The sequence below is a fragment of the Pseudomonas flexibilis genome, assembly GCF_000806415.1.
Taxonomy (GTDB): domain Bacteria; phylum Pseudomonadota; class Gammaproteobacteria; order Pseudomonadales; family Pseudomonadaceae; genus Serpens; species Serpens flexibilis.
On sequence record NZ_JTAK01000005.1, the window covers coordinates 300,733 to 316,632 of the forward strand.

The 15,900-nt window shown below is 66.9% G+C and carries 14 protein-coding genes; 3 read left to right on the forward strand and 11 right to left on the reverse strand.

The genetic code is table 11. From position 1 onward, the window contains the following. Positions 1–73: 73 nt before the first annotated feature. The 9 genes from PT85_RS13570 to PT85_RS13610 all read right to left on the reverse strand — a co-directional run bounded on the left by PT85_RS13570 (position 74) and on the right by PT85_RS13610 (position 9,790). A complete protein-coding gene (locus PT85_RS13570; protein WP_039606930.1) occupies positions 74–1,201 on the reverse strand; it encodes an acyl-CoA dehydrogenase family protein in 1,128 nt (375 codons plus the stop codon). 10 nt (positions 1,202–1,211) lie between these two features. Then, positions 1,212–2,405: an acyl-CoA dehydrogenase family protein gene (locus PT85_RS13575; RefSeq protein ID WP_039606931.1), complete on the reverse strand. Its 1,194-nt coding sequence runs from the start codon at positions 2,403–2,405 to the stop codon at positions 1,212–1,214. Between the two features lie 81 nt (positions 2,406–2,486). Next, positions 2,487–3,956 (reverse strand): FAD-dependent oxidoreductase, encoded by a 1,470-nt coding sequence (locus PT85_RS13580; RefSeq protein ID WP_039606932.1) that lies wholly within the window; start codon positions 3,954–3,956, stop codon positions 2,487–2,489. 97 nt (positions 3,957–4,053) lie between these two features. Further along, positions 4,054–5,223 (reverse strand): acyl-CoA dehydrogenase family protein, encoded by a 1,170-nt coding sequence (locus PT85_RS13585; protein WP_039606933.1) that lies wholly within the window; start codon positions 5,221–5,223, stop codon positions 4,054–4,056. Positions 5,224–5,233: 10 nt separating this feature from the next. Then, positions 5,234–6,412 carry a lipid-transfer protein gene (locus tag PT85_RS13590; RefSeq protein ID WP_039606934.1) on the reverse strand — a complete coding sequence of 393 codons (1,179 nt, stop codon included), beginning with the start codon at positions 6,410–6,412 and terminating at the stop codon, positions 5,234–5,236. A 20-nt stretch (positions 6,413–6,432) separates the two neighbouring features. Beyond that, on the reverse strand, positions 6,433–6,852 hold the full coding sequence (locus PT85_RS13595; protein WP_039606935.1) for a MaoC family dehydratase: 420 nt from the start codon (positions 6,850–6,852) through the stop codon (positions 6,433–6,435). Further along, positions 6,821–7,957, reverse strand: a complete 1,137-nt coding sequence (locus tag PT85_RS13600) for an acyl-CoA dehydrogenase family protein (protein ID WP_039606936.1) — start codon at positions 7,955–7,957, stop codon at positions 6,821–6,823. Before PT85_RS13600 ends, PT85_RS13595 begins: the two co-directional genes overlap by 32 nt. Before the next feature lie 9 nt (positions 7,958–7,966). Continuing rightward, entirely contained in the window at positions 7,967–8,947 is a 981-nt protein-coding gene (locus PT85_RS13605; RefSeq protein ID WP_039606937.1) for a bifunctional MaoC family dehydratase N-terminal/OB-fold nucleic acid binding domain-containing protein, read from the reverse strand. A gap of 57 nt (positions 8,948–9,004) precedes the next feature. Further along, the gene (locus PT85_RS13610; RefSeq protein WP_039606938.1) at positions 9,005–9,790 is read right to left on the reverse strand and encodes an SDR family oxidoreductase; all 786 of its coding nucleotides are present in this window, start codon (positions 9,788–9,790) and stop codon (positions 9,005–9,007) included. Positions 9,791–9,928: 138 nt separating this feature from the next. On the opposite strand from PT85_RS13610, the gene PT85_RS13615 reads away from it, so the two are divergent. The 3 genes from PT85_RS13615 to PT85_RS13625 all read left to right on the forward strand — a co-directional run bounded on the left by PT85_RS13615 (position 9,929) and on the right by PT85_RS13625 (position 13,142). After that, on the forward strand, positions 9,929–10,714 hold the full coding sequence (locus PT85_RS13615; RefSeq protein ID WP_039606939.1) for an enoyl-CoA hydratase: 786 nt from the start codon (positions 9,929–9,931) through the stop codon (positions 10,712–10,714). Positions 10,715–10,785: 71 nt separating this feature from the next. Beyond that, positions 10,786–11,955: an acyl-CoA dehydrogenase family protein gene (locus tag PT85_RS13620; RefSeq protein ID WP_039606940.1), complete on the forward strand. Its 1,170-nt coding sequence runs from the start codon at positions 10,786–10,788 to the stop codon at positions 11,953–11,955. Further along, positions 11,952–13,142 carry an acyl-CoA dehydrogenase family protein gene (locus PT85_RS13625; protein ID WP_039606941.1) on the forward strand — a complete coding sequence of 397 codons (1,191 nt, stop codon included), beginning with the start codon at positions 11,952–11,954 and terminating at the stop codon, positions 13,140–13,142. The genes PT85_RS13620 and PT85_RS13625 overlap by 4 nt, the downstream gene beginning before the upstream one ends. 80 nt (positions 13,143–13,222) lie before the next feature. On the opposite strand, the gene PT85_RS13630 is transcribed toward PT85_RS13625, so the two are convergent. Next, complete coding sequence (locus PT85_RS13630; protein WP_039606942.1) at positions 13,223–14,449, reverse strand: NADH:flavin oxidoreductase; 1,227 nt, start codon at positions 14,447–14,449, stop codon at positions 13,223–13,225. Positions 14,450–14,516: 67 nt separating this feature from the next. Beyond that, the gene (locus tag PT85_RS13635; protein ID WP_039606943.1) at positions 14,517–15,893 is read right to left on the reverse strand and encodes a DUF1329 domain-containing protein; all 1,377 of its coding nucleotides are present in this window, start codon (positions 15,891–15,893) and stop codon (positions 14,517–14,519) included. Positions 15,894–15,900: the final 7 nt, after the last annotated feature.

Sequence of the window (15,900 nt, forward strand, 5' to 3'; positions counted from 1 at the left end):
CAAAGCCCGAGCGCGGCCCTTCATTTATTGTTGTTTTGGAGGGTGTTCGTCGCGCATGCCAAGAGCACACAGGTCAACTCAGCGTCTTGCCATAGCGCTCCACATGAAAGTCCGAATCGCCCAGGCAGACCTGCGCCACGCGGATGCGTTTGAGGTACAGGCCAAGGTCGTACTCATCGGTCACCCCGATGCCACCGTGCATTTGTACCGCCTCGTTGCTGACGCGCTGGGCTGCCTCGTTCATCTTCCACTTGGCCAGGCTGGCGAGTCGCGCCCGCTCCGCAGCCTCTATTCGTGCGTCTTCCAGGGCTTCGAATGCCGCCATGACGGCACTGCGCGCCAGCTGCAGATCGACGTACAGGCGTGCGGCCCGGTGCTGCAGCGCCTGGAACGAACCGATGGGCACATCGAACTGCACCCGTGTACGCAGGTAGTCGAGGGTCATCTCGAACGCACGCTCGGCCATGCCCAGCAGCTCGGCGGCAAGGCACGCGCGACCCCGGTCGAGGGCCTTATCCAGGGCCTGGCGGATGTCGCCGCTGCCGAGGCGGGCCGAAGCAGGAACGCGCACACTGTCGAATGCCAGCGTGCCGTGGTTGCGAGAGTCGACGAGATCCATGGGCGTCATATGCAGACCCTCGGCGTCGGCCGGCACCAGGAACAGCGCAAGCTGGCCATCCTCGAGCCGGGCGACGGTGAGAAAGGCGCCGGCCCGGCGGGCGTCGATCACCCAGCTCTTGCGACCGGCGAGCACGAAGTCGTCTGCCTCCTCAATGGCGCGCAGGGCGATCTGTTCGGGCGCATGCCGGTGCCTTTCTTCCAGCGCCAGCGCCAGGCGCTGCTCGCCGCCGACCAGCGCAGGCAGCAGCGCATCGCGCTGGCTTTCGCTGCCCAACTCCTCGATCAGGCTGCCGCAGAGCACGATGCTCGAGAGCAGCGGCGAAGCGCTCAGGTGGCGCCCCAGTTCTTCGAAGATCGGGGCGTAGCCGGCGAAGCCGAAGGCCAGACCGCCAACCTCCTCGGGAAAGGCAACCGCGCTCCAGCCGAGCTCGAGCATGCCGCACCAGGCGGACTCGTCGAAGCCCAGCACGACGCCCTCGTCGCGCAGGCGTCGCTGCAAGGTCACGGGGGCGCGGGCGGCGAGGAAATCGCGGGCGCTGTCGAGCAGCTGTCGTTGTTCTTCGTTGTATACCAGGCTCACGGCGGACTCCTTACTTGCTATCCGGCAGACCAAGCACACGCTTGGCGATGACGTTCAGTTGCACCTCCGAGGAGCCCCCGGCAATGGTCTGCGCAAAGCTCGCCAGCCAAGCGCCGGTCATCGCCACTTCCCGTTCGCGATGGGCCTGGGTCGAGAAGCCGAGCCCGCGATGCCCCATCAGGTCCAGGAGAATCTCGAACTTGTCGCGTTCCTGCTCGGAATGCACCAGTTTGGAAATGGCCATGACGCCGGACATATCCTCCCGGGCGCGCATACCTTCGAGCATCCGGCGGTTGGTCAGGCGGAAGGCGTGCTCGTCCATCAGGCAGGCCACCGCACGCTGATGCAGCGCGATCTCGCCGGTGCTTGCCGGCTCCGGCAGGTACTCGTGCAGGTGCGCCGCCAGATCGAAGTGCGTGGGCAGCGCCGATTCGCTGAACTTGGACATGGCCTTGCGCTCGTGCTGCAACAGCGCCTTGGCCAGCGTCCAACCGCCATTGAGCGGGCCGATCAGGTTCCTTTTCGGCACCCTGACCTCGTCGAAGAACACCTGGCAGAACGAGGATTTGCCACTGATCAGGTCGATCGGGGTGGCGGTCACGCCGGGCGACTTCATGTCCAGCACCAGCAGGCTGATGCCGGCGTGCTTGGGCTGCTGCGGGCCGGTACGCACCAGGGCGTACATCCAGTCGGACTTGTTGCCGTAGGACGTCCAGATCTTGGTGCCATTGACGACGAAGTCATCGCCATCCTCGCGCGCGCTGGTTCTCAGGCTGGCCAGGTCGGAGCCGGCGTTGGGTTCGGAGAACCCCTGGCACCAGCGCGTCTCGCCCCGCGCCATCGGCGGCAGCAGTTCGCGCTTCTGCTCTTCGCTGCCAAACTCCAGCAGCACCGGCCCGAGCATCCAGATGCCGAGATTGATCTGCGGCGGGCGGCAACCCAGGCGGCGCATTTCACTGCTCAGTACGGCCGCCTGCTCGGGGTCAAGTCCACCGCCGCCGTACTCGGTCGGCCAATCCGGCGCGAACCAGCCCTTGTCGCGCATGCGTTCGAACCACAGGCGCTGATCGTCGCTCTTGAACTGGATCTCGCGCCCTCCCCAGATCAGTTCGTCCTCGGGCATCGGGGTGCGCATCGACGCGGGGCAGTTGGCTTCCAGCCAGGCCCGGGTTTCTTCGCGGAACTGCTCGATAGTGCTGCTCATCGCATGTCCTTGTGAGTCGGGGCGTGATGGGACTGAATCTAGGACCCAGGCGCGCGCGGCGCGTCGTCCGGATGGACGAGCTCACGCCGAGGCGGCCCGGAGCCCGGCCTGTCGGCCAAAGAAGGTCGCATCGCCCAACGATAGGCCCGAGCTGTAGCCCTCCCCCCAGCGCGGCAGGCCGCACGCCGTGCGCCCGGCGGCATAAAGGCCGGCGATTGAATGGCCATCGGCATCCAGCACTTCACCGGTGGGCCGGGTGGCAAGCCCGCCGAGGGTGAATGCGTGGGCGCCGAAGTCGCCGCTGCAGTAGCTCAGCGCGGCGAACGGCGGCTCGGTCAACGGCCGCAGCCATTCGCCGGCCTTGTGCAGCAGGGGGTCGCGCCCTTGGCTGGCCTCGCGATTGAAGGCTTCAACGGTATGCACCAGGGCGCCAGTCGGCAGACCCAGTTCGACCTCGACCTCCTCCCAGCTTTCGCCGACCGCGGCGATCGGAATGTCCGGCTGCAACATCGGCCGGCCAAAGATTCCGTTGTCCACCAGCAACCAGGCGCGACCTTCCGGCTGGCGCAGCACATAGTGGGCAACCCGCCCGTGGTAGGCGTCTTCATTGATAAAGCGCTGGCCCCTTGCGTTGACGAAAATGCCCTTGACCAGGGACTCGGGCGGAAAGAACGGCAAGGTGGCGAAGAATTCCTGCATGTTGAGCGCGGCGGCGCCCACGGCGATGCCCATCCGGATGCCGCTGCCGTCGTCGTTGCCGGCGGTGACCTGCTGCTGGCAGGCCTCGGCCGCCGGCACGAAGCGGCGGACCATGTCCGGGTTGGCGATGAAGCCGCCGGCACAGAGGATCACCCCCTTGCGGGCGCGGACAAATCGCGGTGAACCTTCCAACCGCACTACCAAGCCGCACACCGCACCGTGTCGGTCGACCACCAGGGTCAGCGCGCGGGCGCCGTAGTGCACCTGGGCTCCCAGCTCGACCGCGCGACCGCAGAGGGTTTCCATCAAGACCTTGCCGCCGCCCCAGCCGACGAACTGGGCGGTGTGCCCGCGCGGTGCCGGCTGGGCGACGGCACTGAACGGCCAGGCTTTCTCGTTGCCGGACCAAAGCAAGGTGTCGTCCGTGGTCGGTTCGATCCACTTGCCCGGCAGGTAGGTGCCCTTGAAGGGCACGCCCTGCTCGCGCAGCCAGCCGAAGTGATCGACCGCCTGCTCGGCGTACAGGCGTACCCGCTCGGCATCGGCGGCGGGCCCACCGGCCATCATCAGGTAGCGGTAGAAGTCCTCGGTGTCGTCGCGGAAGCCCGCCGCGCGCTGGACATCCGTCCCGCCGTTGCCGCCGACGTAGACCTCGCCACCGGACAGCGCCGCGCTGCCGCCTGCGGCCGAGGCCACCTCGAATATCTGCACCGCGGCGCCGGCGTTGCGCGCCTCGATGGCCGCACAGCTGCCGGCGGCACCGAAGCCGACGATGGCCACATCGGTGTCGATGTCCCAGGCGGGCACGTCCTCGACACGACAGGGGCGCGCGGGAGTGTAAGAAACGTCCATGACAGGCTCCATCGGAATTCGTCTTGTTATGGGAGAAGCCAACAAACGCCGGTGGCCGCGCAAGGCGCCACCGGCGGCACGCATCGGCGCCGGAGCGTCAGCGAGACGTGCGCGGCATGCCGAGGCCGAACTGGGCGATCAGTTCGCGCTGAAGCTCGTTCACCCCGCCGCCGAAGGTCTGCGTCACCGCTTCGCGCACCTCGTATTCCAGCTCGCCAAGCAGGAACGCCGCCGAGCTGCCGGGGCGCACCAGCCCGTTCGCGCCCGCCACTTCGGTCAGCTTGCGCAGGATCTCGATGACCGACTCCGAGCCATAGACCTTGGTGGTCGAGGCCAGCGCAACGTCCATCCGCCCCTGCTCCAGCTCCGCGGCGATGCGGAAGTTGATCAGGCGCATGGCTTCGGTCCGCGCATAGCACTCGGCGAGCAGCTGACGCACCCAGGGCTGGTCGGTCGCGCGCCGACCGTTCTCGTCGCGCGTTCGCGCCCAGAGATAGACACGACGGAACAGCCCGACCACCTTGTCGCCCCAGGCGCCGAGGCCGAGTCGCTCGTGGTTGAGTTGGGAGGTGATCAGCCGCCAGCCCCGGTGCAGTTCGCCCACCAGCATCTCCTTCGGCACCTTGACGTTGTCGTAGTAGGTGGCTGTCGTCGGCATGCTGCAGGTCGGGATCAGTGTGTGCGAGAACCCTTCGTCCCGCGTATCGACGATCAGGATCGAGATGCCCTTGTGGCGCTGCTCCTCGGGATGGGTGCGCGCGGCCAGCCAGATGAAGTCCGCGTTGCCGGCGCCGGAGGTCCAGAGCTTGTTGCCGTTGACCACGAAGTGGTCGCCCTCCAGGCGCGCATGGGTCTTCAGAGTAGCCAGGTCGGTGCCGGCGCCCGGTTCGGAGTAGCCGATGGAGAAATGGATCTCGCCGGCTGCGATACCCGGCAGGAACCGCTCCTTCTGCAGGGGCGTGCCGTGTTCCATCAGCGCCGGACCCACCGTACTGATGGTCACGAACGGCAGCGGCGCACCGGCGATATTGGCTTCCTCGAAGAAGATAAGCTGCTCGGTCGCGGCATAGCCCTGCCCGCCATATTCCTTCGGCCAGCCGACCGCCAGCCAACCGTCGGCGCCCATCTTGCGGATAAGCCGGCGATACTCCTCGCCGCCCTCGGTGCCGCGCATCCGCATGCGCAGCTCGGGGCTGATCAGTTGGTTGAAATAGTCCCGCACCTTCAGGCGCAGAGCCCTTTGCTCTTCGGTTAGATCAACGAACATGTCGTTCTCCTCAGGCCACGCCGAGAATCAGGCCGCTCGTGGGAACCCCGGTGCCGGCGGTGACCAGCACGTGCTCGACGTTGCCGACCTGATTGGCGGCGCTGCCGCGCACCTGCCGCACGCCTTCGGCCACGCCGTTCATGCCGTGGATGTAGGCCTCGCCGATCTGCCCGCCGTGGGTGTTGATCGGCAGCTTGCCGCCGCGGGCATGGTGGCCGGCGCGGATGAAATCCTTGGCCTCGCCCTTGGGTGCAAAGCCGAACGCCTCAAGCTGGGGCAGGACGAATGGCGTGAAGTGGTCGTAGATCACTGCGGTCTGGATCGCCTCCGGCCCGACACCGGCCTGACGATAGAGCTCGCGGGCCACCACTTCCATCTCCGGCAGGCCGGTAATGTCATCGCGGTAGAACGAGGTCATCGACTGCTGCCCGGGTGCCATGCCCTGCGAGGCGCCCTTGATCAGCACCGGCTTTTGCTTGAGGTCGCGGGCGCGCTCGGCCGAGGTGATGACCATCGCCACGGCGCCATCGGACTCCTGGCAGCAGTCCAGCAGGTGCAGCGGCTCGCAGATCCAGCGCGAGGCCTGATGCTCCTCCAGGGTGATCGGCTTGCCATAGAAGAAGGCATTGGGGTTGGTCGCGGCGAAATCGCGCGCCGCCACGGCCACGCGGCCGAAATCCTCGGAGGTGGCGCCATACGTGTGCATGTAGCGCTGGGCGAACATGCCGATCCAGGAGGCCGGAGTGTGCAGGCCGTGGGGCATGTACCAGCCGTAGTTGACGTTCTCGAAGATCGGCGTATTGCCGAAGCCGTAGCTGCCGTTGCCGAAGCGATACCAGGAGCGCTCGTTCATCGCCCGGTAGACCACCACCGTCTTGGCCACACCGGTGGCGACCGCCATTGCGGCGTGCATGATCGGCGCGCAGGCGGCACCGCCGCCGTGCGGGATCTGCGAGAAGAAGCGCACCTGCTCGCAGCCGAGCAGCCTGGCGACCTCGAATTCGGGCACCTTGTCCAGGGTATAGCTGCTGAAGCCGTCGACCTCCTTGGGGTCGATGCCGGCATCCTCCAGCGCGGCGAGGGTCGCCTCCATGGCCAGGCGCAGCTCGGTGCGCCCGGAGTTCTTGGAAAATTCGGTGGCACCCAGGCCGACGATGGCGGCCTGGCCGGAAAGATTGGATTGGGTCATGAACGCTGCCTCCGGTTTGATCACGGCAGGGCCACGGTGACCGTTCCGGTCACGTGGTTGCCCATGGAATTGCTGCCCTTGAGGCTGACGACGACGCATTTGGCCGCCTCGTCGCGCTCGCTCACTTCGCCACTGAAGGTCATGCAATCGCCTGGGTAGTTGGGCGCGCCGAGCTTGATCTTCAGGTCCGAGAAACGCGCCTGTGGCCCGCTCCACTGCTCGATGAAACCCTGCACCAGCGCACTGGTGGTGAGGATGTTCATGAATACGTTGGGGGCGCCCTGCGCGCGAGCCGCTTCGACGTCGTGGTGCACCGGCACGTAGTCGCGGGTGGCGATGGCGCCACCGGCAATCAGGGTCACGGTGATCGGGATCTGCTGCTGCGGCAGCTTCTCGCCGAGGGTGACGTCAGCGAATGCCTTGGTTTTCTTCGAGGTCATATTTCCATCCCAGCGTGTCGTTGTTGGCAAGCCACTGTCCGAGGCGGTCGAGGGTGGCGGCAGGCCCGCCCAGGCTCTGGCCGAGGTCGCGGCTCCAGTACAGGTAGCGATGGATCGGGTAGGTCAGGTCGACGCCGATGCCACCGTGGACGTGTTGTGTCTTGTGGCCGATCTGGTGTCCGGCTTCGCACGCCAGGTAGCGCGTGGCGAGTGCCTCCGAATCGCTGCCCAGGTTCTGCTCCAGGCGGTAGCAGAGCTGGTAGAGCGACGAACGCAGCGCCTCGAGGACGATGTAGGAATCGGCCATGCTCATCTGCACTGCCTGGAACGAGCCGATGGCGCGATCGAACTGGCGTCGTTCGCTGACATAGGCCACGGTGCGGTGGATCTGCTCCTCGCTGACGCCCAGTTGCAGGGCGGCCGTGGCCGCGATGGCGCGCTGCTCCAGCCAGCTCAGCGCGGCGGCCGGCAGCACCTGCTCGCGGGCCAGGCGGACGCCTCGGCAGTGCAGGTCGGCCACGGCCAGGCCATGATTGGCCACGCCGTCGACGCGTTCGATACCTTCGGCACGCGGGTCGAGCAGGACCAGGCACGCTCCCTCCGGTCCTTCTGCCACCAGCAGCAAGCGGCCGGCCTGCGAAGCCAGCGGTACGGCGCCGACCGAACCGTCCAGCGCGAATTGTCCGTCGCGCGATGCCAGGCGCAGACCAATGCCACGCCCGGCCGTAAGGCCTGCAAGCGACAGCGACAGCAGCACGCCGCCCTGCGCGGCCTGTTCGACGAGCGCGGCATACGCTTGCCCGCCCCACTCGGCCAGGGTGGCCGCGACCAGCTGGTGCTGCCACAGCGGCACCTGGGCCAGGCTCGCGCCCTGCGCCTGCAGCAGGCAGAGGAGATCGGTCATGCCGAGCCCGCTGCCGCCGCTGGCCTCCGGTATCGCCAGGGCGTGCAGCCCGGTCTCGACGCAGGCCTGCCACAGCTCACCCATGAACGGCTCGCTGGACAGTTCCCAGGCGCGCAGGCGGTCATCGGTGCAGTAATCACGAAACAGCCCGTTGGCCATCTCGGCGATGGCGCGCTGCTCGTCACTGAACGAGAAATCCATGAGGCCTCCTTAGCCGGCTACGGGCCGGAACTGGGGGAGCGTCAGCCGCCCATCGAAGGTGTTGAATTCCACCTGCAGGCGCTGACCGATCTTGAGGTCGTCCGGGACAACACCGACCAGCCCCGCCACCAGGCGCACGCCCTCGTCGAGCTCGATCAGACCGATGGGGTTGGGATGCTCGAAGGGCGCAACTTCCGGGTAGTGCATCACGACGAACGAATACAGCTCGCCCTGCCCGCTGGCCTGCACATGGTCCAGCTCGAAGCTCTGGCAGGTGCTGCACACCGGCGCCGGCGGATGCTGAAGGGTCCGGCAGGCCGTGCAGCGCTGGATGAGCAACTTACCTTCGCGGCAGCCATCCCAGAAGAAGCGGCTGTCGTCGCTGATGCCGGGCAGTGGGCGCATCGCCTTCGGCGCGTCGGTTTTCGCCGCGGCGGGTTCGGCGGCCTTCGGTCGCTCGGCGGGCTTGAACTTGAATACGCGGAACAGCAGTTCGCCGACCCGCTCGTCGTCACGGTCATCCTGCTCGACGAAGTAGGTCATGATCGCCGTGACGAAAAACCCGGTGCCCAGCGCCGTCGTCTTTTCTTCGCTGATCTGGTCGATACGGCTGCGGTAGTACAGGCGCTCGCCGACGTGCAGGTAGCGGTCGAAGCTCAGCTCGGAATTCACCGCCACAACGCCGGGGTAGCCATAGGCTTCGATGTCCTTGAGGATCTCGAAGACGTTGGCGTCGGTGGAGCCTGGTGCAAAGTTATCCAGATCCAGCCCGGCCATTCCCCAGACCTGCAGCATGGCGGGTGGCGCCACTACATCCGGGTAACCGGCGTCTCGCGCGGCGGCCGGGTCGGTATAGAGCGGATTGTCGATGCCCATGACCTCGCACCAGTGGCGGATCATCGGCGCGTTGACCTCATCCCAGGCGTTCACCCGGCCGTACTCGCGTCCGACCGTGGCCCGCAGTTTTTCTATCAGCTCTTGATCAGCCAAGTTAGCCTCCTGATGGATCTGTCTGGACGCCGCCAACGGCGGCATCACCGGGTTACATCAATGCTGGTCGGCGTTGGCGGCATCGAGAAACGCAGGTTTCTCTCCGCCGCCATGCAGCAGCAGGTTGCTTCCACTGAAATAGGTCGCCATGGGCGAAGCCGCGAAAAGGCAGGCATTGGCGATGTCGTCCGGCTCGCCCATGCGGCCTGCCGGTATGGTGCGACCCACCGCCTGGATCCCGTTCTCATCGCCATAGTGCAGATGCGATTGCTCGGTACGGATCAGTCCGGGGCTGATCGCCGCTACCCGCACCCGAGGCGCCCACTCCACCGCCAGCGAACTGACCAGAGCGAGCACGCCGGCCTTGGCCGCACCGTATGCCGCAGTGCCGGGCGACGGGCGCAGGGCGGCAACGCTGCCAATGAACAGGATGACCCCACCCTCGGCCTGGCGCTGCATGAGCCGGTTGCCCTGTTGGGCGACGTTCAGCGGGGCGATGAGATTGAGCCGGATGATTCCCTCGTGGAACCTCGGCGAGGCGGTCGCCGCCTCGGCGGCCGGGCTGCCCCCGGCGTTGTTGATCAACACGTCCAGACGCCCGTAGCGGTCTTCGATGGCCGCGAACAGCGCTATCAGCGAATCGCAGTCGCGCACGTCCGCCGGAATGAACTCGGCCGCTCGGCCGCCGCCTTCGGGCAGGCGCTCCGGCGCCTGGCGGCCACAGACCACTACGTTCGCCCCCGCCGCCAGAAAACGGCTGGCGATCGCCGCGCCGATGCCTTTGGTGCCGCCGGTCACCAATACGGTCTTGTCGGAAAAATTCAGGTTGCCTGGGGCATCCATCGCTGCGTCCTCGTTCAAGCAATGGCCCCAACTGTATTGAGCCAGCCCAGGCGGCTCGTCGTCTGAACGGACGATGAGCCGGGCATGGCAGGCCCCAACAATTGCCGCACCTTCCCGCGGTCGAGGAGCGTGGCACGCATGAGCCAAGCCGAACAACCCAGCGTCCTGATCGATCGCCCCGCCGATGGCGTGGCCCGCCTGTGCCTGAACCGTCCGGCGGTCAACAACGCCCTGAGCCTGGAGCTGCAGGCGCTGCTGGCCCGGCACTTCAGCGAACTGGCAGAGGACACCTCGGTGCGCTGCATCCTGCTGACCGGTGGCGCGCGGGTATTCGCGGCCGGCGGCGATATTTCCAGCATGGCCGGCGTCGGCCCCATCGAGATCCTGCAGCGCCATACCGAACGGGTCTGGGCGCCCATACAGCACTGCCCCAAGCCAGTGGTCGCCGCCGTCTGCGGCTACGCCTACGGCGGCGGGTGCGAACTGGCGATGCACGCCGACATCATCATCGCCGGCCAGAGCGCACGCTTCAGCCAGCCGGAAATTCGCATCGGCATCATGCCCGGTATCGGCGGTACCCAACGTCTGGTGCGCGCGGTGGGCAAGGCCAAGGCGATGCAGATGGCCCTCACCGGCCGACCAATCAGCGCCGAGGAAGCCTGGATCGCCGGGCTGATCAGCGAGGTGGTGGCCGATGAGCAGGTACAGGAGCACGCCCTGGAGCAGGCCCGCCTCATCGCCGCCATGCCGCCGCTGGCCGCCGAACAGATCAAGGAGGTCATCCTCGCCGGCATGGACGCCTCGCTCGAAGCCGGGCTCGCACTGGAGCGCAAGGCCAACGCCCTGCTGTTCGCCTCACGTGATCAGAAGGAAGGCATGCAGGCGTTTCTCGACAAGCGCCGCCCGGCCTTCGAGGGCAAATAGTCCGTTTCGAGGATTCCGCCTCCCGGGGCCCGCCGTAGGCTGCCGCCAACGAAGCCCCTAGGAGCCCGACGATGGATTTCGCCCTGAGCGATGAACAACTGATGATTCAGGAAAGCGCCGCAGGCTTTCTCGCCAAGGCCTCTGACTCGGCCGCTGTGCGCGCGGCCATGGAACGTGACGGCTACAGCGGCGAGCTGTGGTGCCAGATCGCCGGGGAGCTGTGCTGGCCGGCGCTGATCGTGCCGGAAGAACACGGCGGCCTTGGGCTCGGTTTCGTCGAGCAGGCCATTCTGCTGGAGCAGATGGGCCGGCGCCTGGTCGGCTCGCCGTTCTTCGCCAGCGCCTGTCTCGCCATCCCCGCCCTGCTGCTGAGCCGCAATGCCGAGCTGCAGGCGCGCCTGTTGCCCGAACTCGCCAGTGGCAGCCTGACCGCTACCCTCGCCTGCTCGGCCAGTTCACGGGCGGGCCATCTGCTCGACCAGAACGTGCAGGCGGTGGCCGAGGGTAACGGCTGGCGTCTGGATGGCATCTGCGAGGCGGTGGTCGACGGCGCCGAGGCCGATCTGCTGATCGTCGCCGCCCGCCTGCCGGAAGGTGAGCGCGCGTCCATCGGCCTGTTCGCCGTACCGGCCAACCAGCGCGGTATCGACCGCAGGGCCCTGCCGACGCTCGATCAGACCCGGCGCCTGGGCCGGGTCGCCTTCGAGACCGTCAAGGTGCCGGCCGATGGCTGTCTGCACACGGCCGACGATGGCGCGAATCTGCTCGATCGCACGCTGCAGCTGGGCGCGATTGCGCTCGCCTGCGAGCAGACCGGCAGCGCCCAGCAGTGCCTGGACCTGACGCTGGCCTACCTGGGTGAACGCCAGCAGTTCGGCCGCCCCATCGCCAGCTTCCAGGCCATCAAGCATCGCTGCGCCGACCTCATGCTGGAGATCGAGAGCGCCCGTTCAGCCTGCTATTACGCGGCGTGCGTGGCGCGTGAGGTGCTCGATCCCGCTGGCGACCGGACGATCGCCGGTGAGCTGGGCGAAGCCAGCGCCATCGCCAAGATCCACGCCAGCGAAGCCTTCATGCACTGCGCCGCCGAGTCGATTCAGCTGCACGGCGGGGTCGGCTTTACCTGGGAATACGACCCGCATCTGTACTTCAAACGCGCTCGCGCCGGCGAACAACTGCTCGGCAGCCCCGCCCAGCACCGCGAGCGCCTGGCCCACCTGATTCTGGAGCACTACGCATGAAGATCGGATTCAGCGCCGAAGACGAGGCCTTTCGCCAGGAGGTCGCCGACTGGCTGGCCGAGCACCTGCGCGGGCCGTTCGAATCGCTGCGCTTTCGTGGCGGGCCGGGTGACGAACACATGTTTCCCGAAGAGCGCAAAGCCTGGGAGCGCGAACTGGCCCGCGGTGGCTGGATCGGCCTGGGCTGGCCGAGCGCCTACGGTGGGCGCGCGCTGTCGATCAGCCAGCAGGTGATCTTCTACGAGGAATATGCGCGTGCCGGCGGCCCCGGTCGCATGGGCCACATCGGCGAGGGCCTGATCGGCCCGACCCTGGTGGCCTTTGGCAGCGACGAGCAGCGCGCGCGCTTCCTGCCCGGCATCCTCGAAGGCCGTGAATTCTGGTGCCAGGGCTACTCCGAACCGGGCGCCGGCTCGGACCTGGCGGCGGTGAAGACCCGGGCGCACTTCGACGAGGCGCTCGGCAAGTGGTTGATCAACGGCCAGAAGGTCTGGACCTCACTGGCACATGAATCGGACTGGTGCTTCGTGCTGGCGCGTACCGAGCCGGAAAGTCGCGGCCATCACGGTCTTTCGTTCCTGCTGGTGCCGATGGACCAGCCCGGCGTCAGCGTGCAGCCGATCCAGCAGATCACCGGCACCAGCGAGTTCAACGAAGTGTTCTTCGACGATGCCCAGACCGATGCGAGCTGCATGATCGGCGCACCGGGTGACGGCTGGAAGATCGCCATGGCGTTGCTGGGCTTCGAGCGGGGCGTCTCGACCCTCGGCCAGCAGATGCAGTTCCACAACGAGCTGGACGAGGTGATCCGCCTGGCCAGAAGCAACGGTGCCGCCACAGACCCCCTGATCCGCCAGCGCCTGGCCCAGGCCTGGGCGGGCCTGCGGGTACTGCGCTACAACTCGTTGCGCATGCTGTCCGGCCCGCAGGACGGCAGCCTGCGCCGGGAGGCGACCATCTACAAGCTGGCCTGGTCCACCTGGCACGCCGAACTGGGCAAGCTGGCGATGGACGTGCTGGGTCCGCAGGCGGAAATCCTCGACGGCGGGCCATATGCGCTGTCGCGCCTGCAGTCGCTGTTCCTGTTCACCCGCGCCGACACCATCTATGGCGGCAGCAACGAAATCCAGCGCAACATCATTGCCGAACGGGCGCTGGGCATGCCGCGCGAGCCGAGGGTGCAGTAGGTTTAACGCACACTGGATGGAGAAAGGCCCGGCTATTGGCCGGGCCTTTCTCATTGGCGGACCGAACGTTGCGCTTCGGCCTATGAGGCCGCCGCCTGGGCGTTGAGCAGCGCATCGCCCGGCGCCCCCAGCACGCAGCTGGTGCCGCCCGGGGTGTACATCATCGCCACGCAGCGGTTGCAGGCCGTGCAGATGCCGCGCTTCGAAGCGCCGGAGGCGAATTTGGCCACCAGGTCCGGCTCGGCGATCAGCGCCCGCCCCAGGGCCAGTGCATCGAAGCCCTCGGCCAATACCTGACGGGTTCCCTGCAGGCTGGTCACCCCGCCCAGGTAGGCCAGCGGCAACGTGACGGCCTGACGAATCCGCCGCGAATGCTCCAGCAGATACAGCTCGCGAAAGTCCACCACCGGCTCGCGCAACTGCTGGATCGCCATGGCGGCCGCCACCAGCGGATTGCTCGGGCGCACCCGGTTCTCCTTGGGAAACGAAGAGCCGAACATGGTCGTGATCGACTCGGCGTTCATCCCCGCGCTGAGCACCAGCATGTGCGTACCCTCGCGCTCCAGCAGCCGGGCGATGGCGATGCCGTCGTCCGGACGGTTCCCGCCCTTGACGCCCTCGGTGATGCTGTACTTGCACAGCACCGCCATGTCGTTGCCGACCGCATCGAGCACCGCGCGCAGGACCTGGCGCGGGAAGCGCAGGCGGTTCTCCAGGGTGCCGCCGTACCCGTCGCGGCGCTTGTTATACAGCGGCGAAATGAACTGGCTGAGCAGGTAGCCATGGCCCATGTGGATTTCCACCGCATCGAACCCCGCCTCGCGGGCGAGCCGGGCGGCCTGGACGAAGTCGCCGATGACCCGGTTCATGTCGGTTTCGCGCATCGCCTGCTTGCGAAACATCCCGCTGAGCATGCCGATCTTGTTGAAGCCGCCACTGGCCGACAGCGGCCTGGGTGTGGCGCGCTCCTTGAGAAAGGTGAAGCAGCCACCGTGGGTGATCTGCGCCGAAGCCGCGGCCCCGTGCCGGTGCACCGCGTCGGTCAGCACACGCAGATGCGCCAGGCTATCGGGCTGCAGCACGATCTGCCCCGGCAGGGTTCGCCCGTCCGGGCTGACCGAGCAGTAAGCCAGGGTCGTCATCGCGACACCGCCGGTGGCCATCGACTCGTGGAAGCGCACCAGCTGCTTGCTGGGAACGCCGCCGATGGACATGCCCTCATTGGTGGCGGCTTTGATGAAGCGGTTCCTGAGCGTCAGCGGGCCGACGCGCAGGGGTGTGAAGGGAGACTGGGTTTGAGGGTTCATGGCGGTACCTGCGGCTGCGCTGGACGGGAAGAAGCCGGCGCCCCCCGATGGAACGCCGGCGGTTGTACTACAGCCCGGACCGGCGCGCCGCCTCAGGGCCGAAGTTGCGCTCGGTCAGCTTGCCGCGGTTGAGCACATAGGCCTGCGGTTGCTCGTTGACCAGGTTGAAGCCCAGGTAGGTGCCCGACAGCAGGTCGTGGTAGAAGCCGGCGCCGGCCTGCCAGGTCTCGGCCTCGTAGGCGTAGAAGTAGTTCACCATCGAGGTGCGCCACAGGCCGCCACGGGTGTCGTAGTTGTCGCCCATGAGCATCAGCCAGCTGTCCTCGTCGACATACATCACGCGCTTGCCGTACAGATGCCGGTAGTTCTGCTTGAGCGTGCCTTCGAGCACCCACACGCGGTGCAGCTCGTAGCGCATGTGTTCCGGGTTGGCATGCCCGGGTGTCAGCAGCTCGTCGTAGCTGGCCTCCGGCGAGTGCACCCGGTAGGCGTTGTACGGCACGTACATCTCTTTCTTACCGACTATGCGCCAGTCGTAGCGCTGCGGAGAGCCGTTGAAGATGCGCACCTCGTCGACGGTGATCGAGCCTCCGGTGCCAGGGAACGGCATGTCGAAGCCATACTCCGGTGCCTGGCGGACACGCCGTGTGCCGGGATCGTAGCGCCAGCTCTGCCGGGGCTGAACCTGGTGGTTCCAGAACTCCATGCCAGTGTTGATCTCGCCGCGATCGCGCTCGGGCTTGAGCGTTTCGTTCAGGTAGAACGACGACTGCCCCGACTGCGGGCCGACCTGCCCCGGTTTCAGATGCGGCGCCAGGTTGCGCGACTTCACCCGCCCCCAGTTGATCTTGCCGTCGGCCAGCACATAGGCATTGTCGGAGGTCAGCTCCTCGGTCCAGGGCCGGTAGGTGTAGAAGCTCGATGTCCAGAGTAATTCCAGACCGGTCTTCGGGAAGGGAAACGCAATGCCGCCCGTGGTGGCCTCGATGCCCTCCCCGTCGCTCACCAGCTTGGCGCTGCGAGCATTCTCCAGGGTGGCCTGGCAGACGCTGTCAGGCATCCTGAAATCCCGCCGCGAGGGGTACACCGGCATGCGGAAGCTGTCCGGGTACTTGGCAAACAGCGCCTTCTGCCCGTCGGACAGCTTGCTTTCGTGCTCGGCCAGGTTCTGCGCGGTGATGACGAATAGCGGCTTGTCGTCCGGATAGGGATCAATCGGATGCGCGCCGGTACCGGTGAAGCTCACGTGCGGCGGCACCCCCAGCCATTTGCCGGACCACTCGGGAATACTGCCATCGGCGTTGCCGGCCTTCTCGGCGCCGACGCAGGTCAGGTCCTGGCCCAGGCGCGAAATGTCCGCTTCGGTGGCGGCCGCCAGGGCGACGCCTGCCACCCCGAACTGCAAGGCCAGGCCGAGCAGCAGGTGTTGTTTTGCTACGTGCATGAAGAGG